At 57.7% G+C, this 18,182-nt stretch carries 10 protein-coding genes; 5 read left to right on the plus strand and 5 right to left on the minus strand.

Annotation, left to right across the window (positions count from 1 at the left end; genetic code table 11):
• Positions 1-11 precede the first annotated feature (11 nt).
• The 3 genes from ABVF61_RS18870 (at position 12) to ABVF61_RS18880 (ending at position 7,049) form a co-directional block, all read left to right on the plus strand.
• Positions 12-1,976, plus strand: coding sequence for a hypothetical protein (locus tag ABVF61_RS18870; protein ID WP_353995078.1), 1,965 nt, complete (start codon positions 12-14; stop codon positions 1,974-1,976).
• Between the two features lie 68 nt (positions 1,977-2,044).
• Positions 2,045-5,545 (plus strand): PAS domain S-box protein, encoded by a 3,501-nt coding sequence (locus ABVF61_RS18875; protein WP_353995079.1) that lies wholly within the window; start codon positions 2,045-2,047, stop codon positions 5,543-5,545.
• A 31-nt stretch (positions 5,546-5,576) separates the two neighbouring features.
• Positions 5,577-7,049, plus strand: coding sequence for a sigma-54-dependent transcriptional regulator (locus ABVF61_RS18880; protein ID WP_353995080.1), 1,473 nt, complete (start codon positions 5,577-5,579; stop codon positions 7,047-7,049).
• Positions 7,050-7,079: 30 nt separating this feature from the next.
• Here ABVF61_RS18880 and ABVF61_RS18885 read toward each other — a convergent pair whose 3' ends face one another.
• Positions 7,080-7,658: an NUDIX hydrolase gene (locus ABVF61_RS18885; RefSeq protein ID WP_353995081.1), complete on the minus strand. Its 579-nt coding sequence runs from the start codon at positions 7,656-7,658 to the stop codon at positions 7,080-7,082.
• Between the two features lies 1 nt (position 7,659).
• Positions 7,660-8,502: a hypothetical protein gene (locus ABVF61_RS18890; protein WP_353995082.1), complete on the minus strand. Its 843-nt coding sequence runs from the start codon at positions 8,500-8,502 to the stop codon at positions 7,660-7,662.
• 461 nt (positions 8,503-8,963) lie between these two features.
• On the opposite strand from ABVF61_RS18890, the gene ABVF61_RS18895 reads away from it, so the two are divergent.
• Positions 8,964-10,373, plus strand: coding sequence for a nucleotide sugar dehydrogenase (locus ABVF61_RS18895; RefSeq protein ID WP_353995083.1), 1,410 nt, complete (start codon positions 8,964-8,966; stop codon positions 10,371-10,373).
• Positions 10,374-10,725: 352 nt separating this feature from the next.
• On the opposite strand, the gene ABVF61_RS18900 is transcribed toward ABVF61_RS18895, so the two are convergent.
• From ABVF61_RS18900 to ABVF61_RS18910, 3 genes are all read right to left on the minus strand, one after another.
• Positions 10,726-13,890, minus strand: coding sequence for an efflux RND transporter permease subunit (locus tag ABVF61_RS18900; protein ID WP_353995084.1), 3,165 nt, complete (start codon positions 13,888-13,890; stop codon positions 10,726-10,728).
• 32 nt (positions 13,891-13,922) lie between these two features.
• Positions 13,923-15,119, minus strand: a complete 1,197-nt coding sequence (locus tag ABVF61_RS18905) for an efflux RND transporter periplasmic adaptor subunit (RefSeq protein WP_353995085.1) — start codon at positions 15,117-15,119, stop codon at positions 13,923-13,925.
• A 138-nt stretch (positions 15,120-15,257) separates the two neighbouring features.
• Positions 15,258-16,169, minus strand: coding sequence for a LysR family transcriptional regulator (locus ABVF61_RS18910; protein WP_353995086.1), 912 nt, complete (start codon positions 16,167-16,169; stop codon positions 15,258-15,260).
• Between the two features lie 332 nt (positions 16,170-16,501).
• Between ABVF61_RS18910 and ABVF61_RS18915 the strand changes: the two genes are divergently transcribed.
• On the plus strand, positions 16,502-18,112 hold the full coding sequence (locus ABVF61_RS18915; protein ID WP_353995087.1) for an FAD-dependent oxidoreductase: 1,611 nt from the start codon (positions 16,502-16,504) through the stop codon (positions 18,110-18,112).
• Positions 18,113-18,182: the final 70 nt, after the last annotated feature.

The raw sequence follows: 18,182 nt of genomic DNA on the forward strand, positions 1-18,182 counted from the left end.
AGCGCGCCGAAATGAAGTCTCGTCTAATTGCGCTTGCTCTTTTCGCTGTCACGGTTGCGCCATGCTCCGTGGCAGCGGAACCCGCCCGGAAACCAGGCTATCTGATCCTGCCGGCACAAGATGTCGGCGTTGATCTGAAATCAGGTGTCGTAACCCGCAGGAAAGTGTCCGGACAGTGTCTGGAGACGGTGTCAAAGGCAGGGCCGTTCCGGTTGATTGTAAGCAGAGAGGCCGGAGACGACGTCCCTGTCGTTACCGTCAACGGCATCAGGCAAAACTGGGTTACCGACGTCGCCGGATCTGCGAGGCTTGGTGCTCTCCGGATCGCCCGGGACGGGTCACTGGTGCTGCTGCGCACCTGGAAAACCGGTGAAAAACAGACGGAATTGCTGCAAGACGGACGGATCGTCCACCAGTGGAAGCGCGGCAGTTCACCGAAACTGCTGAAGTTCACCGAAGACGCGGCATTGATTTTGGAAAGCCAGAGCGATCATTCCTGGCATCTCAATCTCTATCCAAGACGTCCGGATGGCCAAATCGAAGCGCAATCAAAGACGCTGGTCGATTTCGGAAATTGCCAACCGGGACGGCTCAGGATTGCTGGGAACGTCCTGTGGGCACAATTGGACTGCGGCAAAGGGCGGCAAAACGGCGTTTACAGGATCAATCTGGAGACCGGCGACATAGGCGACCCGCTCCTGGTGTCTCCGACCGCAGAGTTCGCTGTGGTTCCAAAAGCAGATCGTACAGCGAACGGTCAGACCGTCGCCGTTGTCTCAGGAACACCGGCAGCGCTACAGTTTTACTACGCCGCAACTGGGCTTCTCCTGTCTCAGTCAGGCGAGGTACGCGCATGTGCATCCGATGCGGAAGGTTCCCAAAGCTGGAACCAGAGCTACCGGTTGCAGTCGCTCGCAACGCTTTTTGAAAGAACCGGATCGGAGCTGTTTGCGGCCCTTGCCCTCAAATCCATGCGATTGACCCTGGCAGCGCAGGATGGAAAGCACGGACGAGCCGGACCATCCACACCCGCATGCGGTTGGAGTTCGACAATTTACGGGCAAAATCCGAGAGAACGACTCAGCCTGATGATCAATCAGGCGATGATTGCCAATGCCCTTGCCAGTTCATGCAGGAAGCTCGGTCCGCTATGCCCCCATTCAATGGCGCAGGAAATTAGGGCTTCCAACCTGTGCCTCGTGCGCGCCTTCGATGCGGATTTCGATGAGACGGCCGGAATCTACCGGATCAGTAGTGAGGCGGGTTTTCGGTTCGCCGGCCACTATGCCCCGTGGAACTGGCAAATTTCGTTCGCCGCAGTGTTGGCAGAGCAACCGGATGCCGCCAGCAGACAACGTGCCCAACAGATTGTCCGGACGTTCCTGAACGAATGGCAGGTCGATGAGAATGGCGGCCTCTGGCGCTATTGGCCACATGCCTACTATTCCGAAAAAGGCATGACGCCCCCTCTGCTTGAAGATCAGCGGTTCGAGGACACCGGCCACGCGGGGATAACACTCCTCACCTTGAGTGACCTTATGGCTGGCGGTTCTCCTGAAACGGAAGATCTTGTCCGCAGGCGTCTTGACTATCTGCTCTCCTTCGGCACCGAAACGCCAAGGGATCTCAATGGGGACGGTCCGCAAGGAGATCGGTGGTTTCCGGCCGGAGGATGGAGCCACTTTGCGACCGGTAAATTCAGAGAGGCCTATCAAGCGCCCGTACCGGGCCGGTTTTCTGCGGACACCCTCTACGCCTATGCATCGCTGTTTGATCCGTCGGCGGAATTCCGTCTCTCGCTCGAGTTTCACACATGCACGACCACCTGCGTTTTGGAAAAGCGGCATGCGTATTCGAGTTGGCAGTCGTTCCTGTCTGGCAACCCGTTTTTCCAAGTTTCAGCGACAAAGTTCGGAGTTTCGCGTGAACGAAACCGGGAAGTGCACAACAATCAATCGAAAATTCATAACCCATGAGCGAGCATCACTCTGACGACTTACGCAAGGGACACGGGTCTGGGCAGCAGAACCGAGGGGACAGAAAAATGCGCAAGTGGATCCGGGAACTCACCTACGATGCCACGTTCTGGCTGGTCCTGGTCTTTATTTCGGCTTCTGCCATTGCAGCCTACGTGCTCGCCGTTGACTTCGGGCAAAAGGCACGAACCGCAGACCTGGCCGCGGCAGCGCGCGCGCAGTCGGAGCTGTTGACTGCTGCGCGATCCTTCTATTCCCGCGAAGTGATCGATAAACTCTATTCGTCGCAGGACGTCTCTGTCAGTCACGACTACCACGGCAAGGAGCTGACCATTCCGGCGCCGGTGTCCATGACACTTGCTCTCGAGGACGAGCTCAAAGCACAAGGCGCCAGCAGCGCAATCCGGATGCTGTCGAACCACCCATGGCCCTGGCGCAAGGACAGGGAGCTCGATGAATTCGAACAGGAGGCGCTGGCGGCGCTCGAAAAGACGCCTGACGTTCCCTATCAACGCCTGGAGCACCGGGATGAGGGGACTTTCTTCCGAAGCGCAACAGCCGTTCGTATGGAGGAAAGCTGCGTTGCCTGCCACAACACGCATCCCGAGTCGCCGAAGACGGTCTGGGAAGTGGGTGACATCAGGGGAATACAGGAAGTCGTCATTCCGGCCAGCGCCCTTTACGGCACAGGCTTTACCTCGATCAACAATCTGATCTTCATGCTTGCGGTCGCATTCGCCGCCGCGCTGGCACTGACCTTCGTTCTTTCCCTGCAGCGCCAGCGCGCGATGATGCGGCTTGCAGGACTGGCCGAGGCCGAGCGTGAAAAGAACGACGCGTTGGTGAAGGCGACAACGCGCGCGGAGGCGGGAGAGGCGCAGGTCAGCGCGATCCTGGACACGATGCTCGATGGTGTTCTGACCATCTCTCCCAAAGGTGAAATTCTGAGCGCCACCAGGACGGCGCAGATGATGTTCGGTGCCGAACGCGCAGAGGATCTGGTCGGATGTCTCATTTCTGATTTTCTGACTGAAACCGGAAACGAAAACCTGCCGTTTGAGTGTTTTCCTGGCACCACGAACGCGATTGAAACAGCTGGAAAACGGCTGGAAGTGGTCGGCGTAAGACTGAACGGGGAGGAATACCCCGTGGAGATGTCCCTGTCGGAAGTCGTCGTTGACGGATCTGCGTCCTACACGGCAATTTTCAGAGATCTGACGGACGAAAAAGCCGCCGCCGCGAAAGTGAAGCAGGCAGAAACCCGCCTGGTCGATGCCATTGAATCGCTGCCGGACGGATTTGTACTTTATGACGCCGATGACCGGCTGGTTCTGTGCAATAGCAAATACAAGGAGTTCTACAGCTCAAGCGCTGACCTCATTCAGCCGGGCGTCAAGTTCGAGGACATCATTCGTAACGGCGCGATGCGAGGCCAGTATCAGGTGCCTGAGGGCATTCTGGAAGATTGGGTCGCGCTGCGCATGGAGCATCACCAAAATCCGGGTGCGCCGATGGAGCAGCATCTCGATGACGGGCGCTGGCTGCGCGTGATTGAAACGCGTACCAGCGAAGGCGGCCTTGTCGGTTTCCGGGTCGACATCACAGAGCTTAAAAATCGTGAAGCGGAGCTACGCCGGAACGAGGACTTGCTGCGAAACGTTGTCGATGCCTCGTTCGATGGCGTGATCGTCATGAACGGGGACGGTATCGTGCTTGATTTCAGCCCGGCCGCGGTCGATGTCTTTGGTTGGGACGCGAGCGAAATTGTCGGCGAAAAAATGTCCGACTACATTATTCCAGACAAATACCGCAAGGCCCATGACGACGGGCTCGCCAAGTTCCTGAAGACCGGTGAAGGACCGGTCCTTGGAAAGAGGATCGAGATCGAGGGACAGCACAAGGACGGTCACGAAATCATCGTCGAACTGGCCATCCGGCATACCAAGGGGGCGGAGGGACCGCTGTTCCTTGGATATGTGCGCGACATCACCGAACGCAAAGCGGCCGACGCTGCACTGCGGGACGCGAAGGAAAAGGCGGAAGCTGCCAACGAGGCGAAAGCGAAATTCCTGGCGATGATGAGCCACGAGATCAGAACGCCCATGAATGGTGTTCTGGGAATTCTCAGCCTGCTGCGGGACACCGAGCTGAACCCGGCGCAGGCGGACTACGTCAAGACCGCACGCGAATCCGGACGCTCCCTGCTTGAGCTGATCAACGACATCCTGGACTTTTCGAAGCTTGAAGCAGGTCGCATGGAACTTGATCCGGCGCCATTCCGGCTGAAATCATTGGTGAAGAGCGTTGTCGACCTGTTCATGCCGATTGCCCAGGACCAGGGGCTTCAGCTCCTGATGAAGTATCCCTCCAGTCTGCCGCAAAACGTGATCGGCGATGCCGGCCGACTGAGACAGGTGATCCTCAATCTTGTCTCCAATGCGGTCAAATTCACGGAGATTGGCTTTGTCGAAATTTCGGTCGATATCGAAAAGGATGATCCGCTCGAACCGACCTTCCGTTTCTCCGTTAAGGATTCTGGCATCGGCATTCCGGAAGACAAGCACGAGGCACTTTTTGGCGACTTCGTCACTGTCGATACCAGCTATACCAAAAAGCAGGGCGGGACAGGTCTCGGGCTGGCAATCTGCAGGCAGATCGCGCATTTGATGGACGGCGAGGTGCTTGTTGAAAGCGAGCAGGACGTCGGCAGCACGTTCGTCTTTGTCGTACCTATAAAGCTGTCTGAAGACCAATCGAGTCTTCTTGATGAAGAACGCGATGACACGGTTGCCGAACTGCCAAACGATCTGATCATTCTGCTTGCCGAGGACAATGCGACAAATCAGATCGTCGTCAGCCATGCCTTGCAGAGTTCAGGGTGCGATATTGATATCGCAAACAACGGCAAGGAGGCGGTCCAGGCGGCTTCGAAACGCGACTACGACTGTATCTTGATGGATATTTCGATGCCGGAGATGGACGGGATCGAAGCAACGCAGCGTATTCGGCGCGGACAAAGAAATGTCGAGACGCCGATTGTCGCCCTGACGGCCTATTCGCTGCGTGGTGACAAGGAACGTTTCCTGGAGTCCGGAATGACGGACTTCCTTGCAAAGCCGGTCGAAAAAGAAGACCTGTTGGCCTGCATTGCCAAAAATGTCCACCGGCATGCCACCGTTTCGAGCGGGGAGAAGGTGGACGTAAAAACCGCGAGTCTCGCGGCGGCGCGCGACATTCTCCACACCATGCCGGACGAGTTGAAACAAAAACTGCTTCAACAGTTTATGGATGACACTGTCAAACGGCGCCAGGCGGCCCTGGAAGCCATTGAAGCGGGTGATCCGAACCAGCTGGAACGGGCAACGCATGCGCTGAAGAGTGTCGCGGGTACGTTTGGTGCCGTCGAGCTGGCAACGATCGCGACCACGGTCAACACACTTGTGCGGGACGACAAGATGACCGCTGCCATCGGCAAGTCGGATGAACTTGCAGAGGTTTGCGACCGCACCCTAACGGAAGTTAAAGCTTTGGCTGACGAAATAGGTGTAAAGGTTGTGTCGGAAGACTGACAGCCGACCCTGTACGCGGAAGGAACACACGTTGAAGGTTCTGATTGTTGAAGACGCATTGCCCCTTGCGACAGTCTATGGTCATCAGCTTTCCCGTGCGGGTCTGGAATCGGTTCACGTGGAAACCGGCTCAGATGCGATGAGCCGCTTGCGGAAGGGCGGGATCAGCGTGGTCCTGCTCGACCTGCAACTGCCGGATATGAGCGGTATGGACGTTCTGGCTTCCATTCGCGAAGAAAGGCTTCCCGTTACAGTTGTTGTCGTCACCAGTTCCGGGTCTATCAAGACCGCGGTCGATGCGATGCAGGCCGGAGCCTATGACTTTATCGTCAAGCCGGTTGCCGAGGAAAGGCTTGTTACGACGACGCGCAACGCGCTTGAACGCGAAACCCTGACCGAAGTGGTTGAGGAGGTTCGCAAACCGGCGCAGGGCAAGGTTCAGCACGGTTTCGTGGGCTCTTCTCTGCCAATGACCGCCGTATACAAGATGATCGAGAGCGTCGCCCGCTCCAACGCGTCTGTGTTCATTACCGGTGAAAGCGGCACCGGCAAGGAGGTCTGCGCCGAGGCGATCCATCGGTCAAGCCCGCGTGCCAAAAAACCGTTTGTCCCGCTCAACTGTGCCGCAATTCCGAAGGATCTGATCGAATCCGAAATTTTCGGTCACATCAAGGGCGCCTTTACGGGTGCGACATCGGACAGGGACGGCGCGGCCGCACGCGCGGATGGCGGGACACTGTTTCTGGATGAAATCTGCGAACTGGAGTTGAACCTCCAGGCCAAACTGCTTCGGTTCCTGCAAAGCGGAACAATTCAGAAGGTAGGCAGCGATTCACTGAAGAAAGTCGACGCGCGGATTGTCTGTGCAACCAACAGGGATCCCCTGGAAGAAGTGGAGGCAGGGAGGTTCCGCGAGGATCTTTATTACCGCCTTCATGTCTTGCCGATCGGCTTGCCACCGCTTCGAGCTCGCGGCACCGATGTTCTGGAATTGGCAAGACACTTCCTCAGTCAGTTTTCAGGCGAAGAGGGTAAGGATTTCAAAGAGTTCTCCGTCGAGGCGGAAGAAGCATTGCTGGCACACTCCTGGCCAGGCAACGTACGTGAAATGCAAAACACCATCCGCAATCTTGTCGTTCTGAACGAAGGACCCATCGTCGGGTCGGACATGCTGACGACATTGCAGGGACGCGTGCCGGCAGCACCGAGAAGCGAAGGGGCTCCGGTCGCCCGGTTGGAGGCGAACGTGCGGGAAACTGAGGGTGCCGCCGCACCGGTTGGTTCTGGGAACTGGCCTGCACTGACACTGCCGCTCGGACAGTCATTCGATACCCTGGAGCGGAAAATCATCGAGGCGACGATAGACGCTTGTGGCGGCAGTTTGCCCAAAACTGCGCGCGTCCTTGAGGTCAGCCCCTCGACGCTCTACAGGAAAAAGGAAATCTGGGCAGAGCAGGACGGGGAGCCCGATAACGCGGATGAGATTCCCTCGGAAAGCGCCTGATCCGGAAAGGGCATTCGCTCAAACGCCCGTTCAGGTGCCTTCGGCAAACAACGCTTCCGCAACACCGAAGGCTGCCATATGTGACGACACGGGAAGCTCTCCTGCCAGGATCGACCGGCGAACATCTTCGTGGCGCATCGTGACGACATTTGCGTCTTCCAGGTCGCCGGAATTGGCCTGTGAAAGCTGGAAGACGTGGCGCGCAAGGAAGATATGCGCCCGGGCAATGCGCTGATTGCCATGCACGACAAGCGCAGGACCTGTCGTCCAGCGACCGCCTCCGTAGCCGGTCTCCTCCAGTAACTCTCGCCTAGCGGAAAACTCCGGGTCTTCGCCGGCGTCGATCTGGCCTCCCGGCAAGGTCAGGCAAACCTTTCCAACCCCGTGCTTGTACTGGCGAAGAAGGAGAACCTCATCTTTTTCCGTAAATGCGTAGACCGCAGTGAAGGATGGCAAATCGATCCGATAATAATCATCGACAATTTGCCCTTCCGGAAGACCGACGGTCTGGCGAACGATCCGCAAATGCTGGCCGGTGTCATAGACCGTGTCGCTTTTGAGCACCGACCAGCAAACCTGTTCATCCTCGTCTTTTGAAATGGCAACCATCCTAAGCCTCCCGCACAAGCCGCAATTGGACTGCACCCAAAGCTGGTTGCGCCGGGGTCCGGCGCATTTCGTAGCTCAGCAGCTGGCTAACGTCGCTCGCGCCGGCAACGGTGGCGACAATGTTGGTTTCCAGAAACGCATCGCACATCGGCTTTGCGAAACCGTCCGACGCTGCGGGTGTCAGATAGGTGACCAGTCGGGCTGATTTGTGCCGCTGCAGGACGTGATCCTGAACCCTTGCCGTGGAGAACGTGCGTGGCATCACCAGCAAACTGACGTCGGTGTCCTTGCAGACCTTATAATCCGGAAAGCGGTTTTGGAGGATCTCGACAATCCTGTCGATTTCCCTGTGTTCGCGTTCCCAGGAAAGATAGGCCTGCTTTGCTGTCCGGCCCACCCGCGTCCCCGCCAGGCAGACACGAAGGGTCGCAGAACCACAGTTAATCAGAGGCGCACTTTTGTCCGGATAAGCGCTCTGCTGGACAAGTCCGGCGACGCATTCATACAGGTCGTCGGAAAATGTATGTTCATGCCGAATGAGCATTTCGTTCTGGCTCCACATTTCCGTCCCTGCCGAGGCAAAAATGCCCTCGAATGCGCGGCAGACGCGCGAGGGGACGAAATATGAGATTTCAGCATAGTTCAGGTTGGCCAGCAGATAACACGGACGGCGGCTGGCGAATTCAACCAAATAGTCTGCAAAGGCCGGGCTCATTTCGGTTTGATGCGGGTCGAAAAGCGCACTCAGGTCGAAAATGAAAACGTCCTTCTTTGATGGCGTGGACGACTCTCCGACAAGTCCGGTAACCTGACCGACGGAATTGAATTGTTCGTTGGAATACATTTTTGTCTCCTCGCTGAAGCGGCTTTCCCAAACCTCAGCAAGTCACTGGCCAGTTTTGTTGAAGATAGAAAAAATTAAATAAATCAATATTTTATATGATTTTTAGACTTGAGGTCAGTTCTCGAAAACCCAGGATCTTTGCGAAATGGAAAGCGAGAATTCTGAAATCGGGAAGGCTGTCGAAGTGCGCGCGGCATACCCATGAGGCTTTATTAATAGGACGGCATACACGCGAGTGAATTTTGGCCCTGTGTGCCGAGAAGAATGAGTGTTTGCCGATTTGCAATCGGAAACCCGCAAAAACGGAAGTTTCGTTTTTCAATTTTGAAAACCGGTAAGCGGTCTCGAAAGCAGTGAAAAACATAAGTATATGAAATTTATAAATAAATTTGAATTCAGCGCATCTGGCACGCGTCTTGTTCCTGTAGTTCCCAGAATGATCCTACTGGGAGTGCACAGATATGAACATGATCGTCAGCAACATCGAAACCGCCCGTAAAATCGACGGCGTTGAACTGAAGCTTGCCGAACAGAAAAAAGCAATCAGCGTTGTTGGCCTGGGCTATGTCGGTGCCGTGTCGCTGGCGTGCCTGAGCGACCTTGGTCATCGGGTTGTCGGCACAGATATCGATCAGGACAAGGTCGAATCCATTGCCTGGGGACAGAGCCCCATTCACGAGGATCGCCTCGGTGAGCTTCTGACCAAGGGCGTTTCAGAAGACCTTCTTCACGCAACAACCAATCTGGAGCGCGCCGTTCTGGAAACCGACGTGACCTTCGTCTCCGTTGGTACACCGACCAGCGAAGACGGCGGATGCGATACCAGGGCGATTGAAGCCGTTGCACGCGGCATCGGCGAAGCCCTGGCCAACAAGGACGGGTTTCACATTGTTGTTCTGCGTTGTTCCGTCCCCCCGGGAACAACGCTCGACATCATGCAACCCGTCCTTGAACGCTACTCGAACAAGATCGCCGGAAAGGATTTCGGGATCTGCTTCAACCCGGAATTCCTGCGCGAGGGCACCGCAATTGCCGATTTCCACGCGCCGCCAAAGACGGTCATCGGTGTGACCGATCAGACGACCGCAGACGTGCTTGCGGAAATCTACGCCCCGGTGGACGAAAACCCGATCGTCACGAGCGTTGAAGTCGCGGAACTGGTGAAATATGTCGACAATGTCTGGCACGCGGCCAAAGTCTGCTTTGCCAATGAAGTCGGACGCTTGTGCAAGCCGATGGGCATCGACAGTCACGCGGTGATGGACATCTTTGTCCAGGATACGAAGCTCAATCTCTCGCCTTACTACCTGAAGCCGGGCTTTGCCTTTGGCGGGTCCTGCCTGCCGAAGGAAGTGCGTGCCGTGACGCACCTGGCGGAAAAGCTGGGCGTTGCGACGCCGATGATCGACGCACTGACACCGTCCAATCAGAAGCAGATCGAACAGGCCGTGGATCTGGTGCGCAAGACCGATGCAAAGAAAGTCGCCGTTCTCGGCGTGGCCTTCAAGCCCGGCACGGATGACCTGCGCGAGAGCCCGGCCTTGGAGCTGATCGCCGAACTTCAGGAAGACGGCACGGAAGTGATTGCCTACGACCCGGCCATTCAGCCCGGCCCGCATATCTCAAAGCAGTTCGAATACATGCAGCACGCGGCGCCACACCTGAAAAAGGTGGTCGATGGCCTGGGGCAGTTCATGAAGGAAACACCTGATGAGGCCATTCGTGAGGCCGATGTCATTGTCGTAACGCAAAAACTGCCGGAGCTTCGGAGTGTGCTCAGGTCCAAACGGGAGGAGTCGGTGATCGTGGATCTTGTCCGCATTTCGGCTGAAGCCCCCATCTCGCCCCGCTACACTGGCATCGGCTGGTAGGACCCACACTCCCGTCCGCTCCCTCTCTGCCCCATCGTACCTATGGGAGGGAGCGGACATCTCAAATGGCGTTATGCCGTGAACTCATGCCGACGTTTCTTCCAGGCGTGGGTTCTCTTCTTTTCAGTCCGAGAGAGCGCTTTGAGGGAAGCGCGGGCATTGACCAGGTCGCGTCAGCTATGCGCTCACGCGAACGCGTTGAAATGATGTTCATCGACCGAGATGAAGACCGGTGAGGTTCTCGGTGTCGCAATAGGCAGGACGGAAATCTGCCGCCAAAAAAATGAAGAGCGCGGCCTTTGGACCGCGCTCTTCCGGGACGCCTTAGGTGAGGATGTCAGGCGCCGTAGATCTAAGCTTCTTGTATGTCTGCTTCAGAGGCCGGGCTCCGCATTCCCGCAATCCGGTCTTCCACTGCGCGCACCACCACATAAAACACCGGTGTGAACAGGAGGCCGAAGAGCGTCACGCCGAGCATTCCGGAGAAGACCGAAGTGCCGAGCGCTTGCCGCATTTCAGCTCCCGCACCCGTCGCCAGCATCAGCGGAACGACCCCGAGGATGAACGCGAGCGAGGTCATAACGATGGGCCGCAGCCGGGTCCGCGCGGCGCGCACCGCCGCATCCCAACGGTTCAGACCTTCTGTTTCCGCCTGCCGTGCGAACTCCACGATCAGGATCGCGTTTTTCGAGGCAAGGGCGACGAGAACGACAAACCCGATCTGGACCAGGATGTTGTTGTCGAGGCCGGCAAGCCAGATGCCGGTGATCGCAGACAGGAGCACCATCGGTACGATCAGGATGACCGCCAGCGGCAAGGCCAGGCTCTCATACTGGGCGGCGAGCACCAGGAAGACGAACAGGACAGCGAAGCCGAACACCAGAAGTGCTGTGTCGTCAGTGTTCTTTTCCTGATAACTCAGTTCCGTCCACTCGTAGGAGACGCCTGCCGGAAGCACCCGTTCGGCGATGGCTTCCATCTTGTCCAGGGCTTCTGCCGAAGATACTCCGGGCATTGTCTGACCCTGGACTGCCGCAGCCGGATAAAGATTGTATCGCGGCTGCCGCAAGGGGCCCGTGGTGTTTTCGAACGTCGCAACGGCCCCCAGCGGAACCATTGCACCGTCATCGGAGCGTGTCCGCAGCCGGGCAACGTCCTCGGCGGTTTCACGGAACGAAGCGTCAGCTTGTGCGATCACGCGGTACGTGCGGCCGAACAGGTTGAAGTCGTTGACGTAGGCCGATCCGAGATAGACCTCCAGCGCTTCGTTGACGGCAGCCACGGGCACGTTCAGCATCTCGGCACGCTCACGGTCTATCTCGGCCCAGACGCGCGGCGTACCGGTCGAATAGAGCGAGAAGACCGCAACAAGACCAGGATCAGCGTTGGCTTCGGCCGACAGCGCTCTTGCGGCCTGTTCCAGCGCGGCCGGACCCACATTGCCCGTGTCCTGGAGCATCATCTTGAAGCCGCCACCGGTGCCGATGCCGCGCACGGGCGGAGGTGCGATGACGAAGATTGCAGCCTCGTTGAGTGCGGCCATCCGCTGGCGCGCTTCAGACAGAACCGCTTCGGCCACGATACCTTTCTCTTCACGTTCGGCGAAGGGCGTCGTGGTGAAGAAGATCACGCCTGTATTCGATTCCGTTGTAAAGGTGGCACCATTGAAGCCTGCAAACACAGCCGCATGTTCGACACCTTCGATGTCCAGCAGTTCATCGACAGCAGTGCGGACAACAGCGTCTGTGCGATCAAGCGAGGCGCCAGGGGGCAACTGCACGACGGTGATGTAGTAGCCTTGGTCCTGCTCCGGGATAAAGCCGGACGGAACCTTGGAGAACTGATGGTCCGTCAGGAGCAGCAGCCCGCCAAAGAGGCTCAGCATGATCAGCGGCGCACGAACCAGACGCTTGGTCGTTGTCGCGTAGCCGGACGAAAGACGGTCAAAACCGCTGTCAAACTTCGCCAGGGCCCAGACCACCGGTCTCATCACAAGACCGGGTTTCTGAGTGCCATGCGGCCTGAGCAGCAGGCTTGCCAATGCTGGCGACAGGGTCAGGGAGACGAACAGCGAGATAGCCGTTGCAACTGTGATGGTCACCGCGAACTGGCGATAGAATTCTCCCGAGATACCGGCAACTGCCGCCGTCGGGATGAAGACTGCCGCCAGCACCAGTGACGTTGCGATCAATGCACCCGAAACCTCTGTCATTGTCTTGCGGGCCGCTTCGCGCGGCTTCAGGCCATCGCGAATGTGCTTTTCGATGCCTTCCACGACGATGATTGCATCATCGACCACGATGCCGACGGCCAGCACGAGTCCGAACAGGGACAGGTTATTGATCGAGTATCCGAGCGCGGACATCACTGCGAACGTACCGACGAGGGAGACCGGGATCGCGAGAATGGGCGTCACGGCGGCACGCCATGTGCCGAGGAACAACAGGACCACGGCAACGACCAGCAGCACTGCCTCGATCATTGTGGCAACGACTGCGTCAATCGAAGCCTGAATGAACTCGGTCGGATTGTAGATGACGTCGTAGGCCAGACCTTCGGGGAAGTCTTGGCTCAGCCGTTCAACCGTGCTCAGAACCTCTTCAGCGGTTGCAAGCGCATTGGTTCCCGGACGTTGGTTCACGACCATCGCGACGGCAGGATTGCGGTCAAGATAGGCGCGCGTCGTGTAGTCGGCAGCACCAAGTTCGACGCGGCCGACATCGCTCAATCGAACAATACGCCCGTCATCGCCCCTTTTGACGATGACCCGTTCGAACTCCTCGGGTGACGCCAGGCGGCCTGCCGTTTGAACGGAAAGCTCGAAGGCAGAGGCGGTCGGGGTCGGCTGCTGGTTCAACAGTCCGGAGGCAATCTGCGCGTTCTGGCTGCGAAGGGCTGAGAGGACCTCGCCCGGTGTCATCTCAAGCGCTGCGATGCGCTCCGGATCGAGCCAGATCCGCATGGCGTAATCGCGCGCCCCAAAGATGGTGATGTCGCCAACGCCGCCAAGACGTGTCAGTTCATCGCGCACGCGCTGAGCGGCGTTGGTGATGTAAAGGTCGTCTTTGGAGCCGTCCGGCGAGAACATGTGTACCACCAGCAACAGATCCGGCGATGCCTTCTGGGTAATTACACCAAGCCGCTGAACTTCCTCCGGCAGGCGCGGTTCGGCAATGGCGACCCGGTTTTGCACCAGGACCTGAGCCGCATCGAGATCGGTACCGAGTTCAAACGTCACGGTGACAGTCAGGTTACCGTCGCCGGTTGCCTGCGAAGACAGATACAGCATGCCTTCGACACCATTGATCTGTTGTTCGAGCGGGGTTGCCACTGTCTGCGCGATCGTTTCGGCGGAAGCGCCCGGATACTGTGCCCGGACCTGGACGGTCGGTGGTGCCACCTCAGGATACTGCGCGATTGGCAGCGTGAAATAGCTGAGCGCGCCGACGATCGTGATAAACGCCGAAAGCACGACTGCGAAAATAGGTCTGTCTATGAAAAATTGCGGAAGTTTCATCGTCTTGTCCTCACCTTGGATGCGAAGCGTGCCTAGCGCTTCGCCAGCCGCACAGTCGGCGCGTCAATCAAACGGGCGGTCACTTGTGCGCCCGGTCCAACCATGTGCAGACCGGTGACAACCACCTGTTCGCCTTCCGAAAGCCCTTCAACGACCCGCTCGTCTGCGTATTGGTCGCCGAGCGTGACCGTCCTGCGCGCGACGGCACCGGTTTCGTCGACAACCCAGACGAACTTCGTGGTCTGGTCGGAGCCGATGGCACGCTCCGGGATCAGAACCCGGCTTGCGTCCTCAGCCGTTGCAAGGCGCAGACGGCCGAACATGCCGGGTGTCAGAACACCGTCCGTGTTTTCAAAGACGGCACGGCCGCGAATGGTTCCGGTCGAACGGTCGATTCGGTTGTCGATGAAGTCGATGGTGCCGGCATGGGCGAAGTCGCCTTCGTCGATGAGACGCACGTCAACCGGCGTCTTTCCGGCGGTTTCCCTGAGCCCCGAAGATGCAGAAGCCCGCATATATTCAAGATATTGCTGTTCGCTGGCGTCGAAAACAAAATGGATCGGATCGAGGGAGACGATCGTCGTCAGTGCAACGGATCCGGCACCTGCGGCTATCAGGTTGCCCGGGCTGACGAAATCGTCCGAGATCCGTCCGGTGACCGGTGCGTGGATCTTCGTGAACCCGAGGTCGAGTTTTGCTCTTGATACGGCGGCTTCGGCTGCTGCAATGCTTGCCGCTGCTATTTCCGCCTCGTGGATACGCTCGTCCAGAACGGAGCGGCTTGTATGCCCGTTTTCGATGAGTTGCTCGGCACGTTCCAGTTCCTTTTCAGCAAGGCGTGCCGCAGCCCTTGCTTCGCTCAGCCGGGCTTCGGCTTCTGCGAGCGCCGTCTCGAACGGACGTGCGTCAATCGTGAACAGGAGGTCGCCCTTTTCGACGACATCGCCCGGTTCGAAGTGAACCTCATCGAGATAACCCGACACACGCGCCCTGATCGACACTTCGTCGACTGCCTCGAACCGTCCGGTGAATTCATCCCATTCCGTGATGGAACGTACCTTTGCCGCCACCACATCCACGACCGGAAGCGGGGCTTCTTGCGCCGGAGCTGACGCTTCGACGGACGCGACGAATTGCATGTCGCTGATGCGTTCTCCTGCGTACCAGGCACCGGCGCCGTAAAAGACGGCCAACGCGACACCTGCGAAGAGTTTGCTGGACTTTGGCATTCCGATCTCCTTTCGTTGCGGGGCGATGCCCCACGCATGGAGAAGGAAATGGGAATGGACCGGCGTCCTGATTAGCGGGACGGCGGGACGCTCAGTGTTTCCTGACAGGACGTAATCAATCGAGCGCGTGATCGCGTATCAGGACACCGTCTGAACAAAGCTGGGCGGGTCCGCGACCAGAAAATCAACGAACGCCCGAACGCGGGGCGCAACAAGCTGCCGGTTCAGATAGATTATCGAATAAGGGAAATTATTCAGTCTCTTGTCCTCTAAAACCTCGACAAGACGCCCTGCCTCGAAAGCTTCATGCGCAAGAAAGCTTGGCAGTTGGGCAATGCCGATCCCCTTTTCGGCCGCCTGGCGCAAGGCGTCGACACTGTTTCCTATAAGGACCGGATTCAAGGTTCGGCGCACGACCTCTCCTTTCTCTTCAAAGAGGAATGGAAACAAAAGCCCGGTGTTTTGAACCCGGTAGTGGATGCCGCGATGGTGCTCAAGGTCATCGAGCGTTTCCGGTTTGCCATAGCGCTCGATATAGGCGGGTGAAACACAGGAATAGGCGCGATCGTCAAAAAGTTTTCGCGCCATCAGGTTGGCGCTGTCGCCAAGTGCGCCGATCCGGATGGCGATGTCGATGCCCTCCGTGCCGAGATCGACCTGCCGGTCTTCGAACTTGAGTTCGACGTCGACTTCCTCATAGCGGCACATGAAGGCAAGCACGCGCTCAGTCAGCCAGACCCGGCCGAACACCGCAGGCGCGGAGATCACCAGTCTGCCCCTTGGCTCAGAAATGCTGTCCGCAAATTCTTCCTTGAGCGCATCGGCATCGCTCAACAAGCGCCGCGCACCGTCGAGAAAACGTGTGCCTTCAACGGTCAGCGAGACCGATCTTGTGGTCCTGGTGAAGAGCTTGGCACCAATCTCCGTTTCCAGCCGCTGGACCGCCTTTGAAACCGCCGATGTCGTCATGCCAAGCACTCTGGCTGCTCCGGCGAAGTTTTCTGTTTGTGCAACCTGGATAAAGACACGCAGTTCGTTGAGATTGTTCATCGAGGCCCTTGGTGGATTTTTGCGACGTCGCAATGACTTTAGTGAAGACCCTGTTCGTTGCAATGGTCAGCTGTTTGAAGTGGGAGGCAAGCCCAATACGGCTTGGGCGCAGCCATGGTCCTCAAAGACATTGCCGAAACGTCCACGACCGAAGCTTGTGCTGGCGTGGCCGGTCTTTGCGAACGGAGCAAATGATCGCTCTATTTGCATCTTCCCAAATGGCTGCAGCGCACCACAACAATAAAGCAGCCCGGGTGGAGAGGTCCGGGTTCAAATCGAAAGCGCGTACGCCAGTTTCAATCCGGCTCTCAACTACAACGAGGATGTTCGCAATGGAAAGTTTCGCTGCCAACTTGCGGGAAATGACAAGAACACCTTTGCATGAAAGCCACGTTGAGGAACTGAAAGCAATTGGCGATCTGGTGCGCTTTGACCAGGGTGAAATCATCGCGGAGATCGGTGATCCGATGGATGTATTTTATTACATCCTCGAAGGCCGCGTCGAAGTCATCGATCCCGATACACGTGAAGCCTATTTGCCTGCCTCGCTCGGTCCGACGCAGTTCCTCGGCGAGATCGCGTTTTTGAACAGGGGCGCTTTCACGCTGCCGCTGCGCGCCAGGGAAGAGACCGTTGCGATCGCGGTTCCACGGGAAAAGATGCTCGATGCAATGGCGCGCATTCCGGAAATGTCCGACATCGTGATTTCCGTGTTTGCCGCGCGCAGGCGGCGCCAGATAGAAGAAAACGATTCCTCGCTGAAACTGATTGGTGTCGACCAGGATCGCAACGTCAGACGGATTGCCGAATTCGCGGCGCGGAACAAGATCCCTTTTCAACTGATCGACCTGGGGTCTGAGGACGCTGAGGAAATCAGGCAGAGCTGCAGGCTGAGTGGACGCAAACCCGCAGTCGTGTTTGGCAGCAACCGTGTCGTCGACGAGCCGACACCTGCAAAAGTCGCTCACCTGTTGGGTTTGGCGCAAAATTTCGAATGCAACGAGACGGTCGATGTTCTCATCGTCGGGGGCGGGCCGGCAGGGGTCTCAGCTGCCGTTTATGCAGGCGCGGAGGGCCTGTCCGCGGTGTTGGTTGAAGATCTGGCGGTCGGCGGACAGGCGGGAACCTCCAGCCGCATTGAAAACTACATGGGTTTTCCAACGGGGATCTCCGGTGCCGATCTTGTATGGCGCGGCGAAATCCAGGCGATGAAGTTCGGAACACGTTTCCTGAGACCGCGCCGCGCAACCAGTCTGGAACATCGATCAGACGGGATCTTCTGTGTAACGCTTGACAACAACAAGGAGATTTGCGCCAGGGCGGTTGTCGTTGCCACGGGCGTTCAATACCGCCGCCTGCCTCTGGACCGCCTTGCTGATTTCGAGGGTGCTGGCGTCTACTATGCCGCGACGGACATGGAGGCGCGCTATTGCCGCGGTGCGGACGTCGTTGTCGTCGGTGGCGGTAATTCTGCGGGGCAGGCGGCGATGTATCTGTCGCGCACGGCCCGCCATGTGCATGTTCTGGTACGAGGGGGAAGCCTTGCTGCTTCAATGTCCGACTATCTGCTGTCGCGACTGGAAGCCGATCAGTCCATTACGATTCATTACAAGTCTCAAATCCGGGCGCTGGAAGGCGGCGCCGCTTTGGCAAGCGTCATTATCGATCGTGATGGCATGGATTGGCATCTGGATTGTCCGGCAGCGTTCGTCATGGTTGGTGCAGCGCCCAATACGGCCTGGTTGAGCAAGTCCTGCGAGCTGGATCCAAGGGGCTTCGTCTTGACGGGCAACGATGCCCGCAAGACGTCTCCGTTTGCGACCACATGTCCGGGGCTGTTTGCAGTCGGCGATGTCCGTGCCGGGTCGGTTAAACGCGTCGCTTCAGCGGTGGGCGAGGGCTCTGTGGTGATCTCCCAGGTCTGGGATCATCTTCAAGGATAAAGGGTGGCTTATCGATGGGGTGGTGCGGGATTTTTGAGATCCAGAAGCCTGAACTCTCAACGCATGTTGC

The sequence above is a fragment of the Roseibium sp. HPY-6 genome, from assembly GCF_040530035.1.
Lineage (GTDB): Bacteria > Pseudomonadota > Alphaproteobacteria > Rhizobiales > Stappiaceae > Roseibium.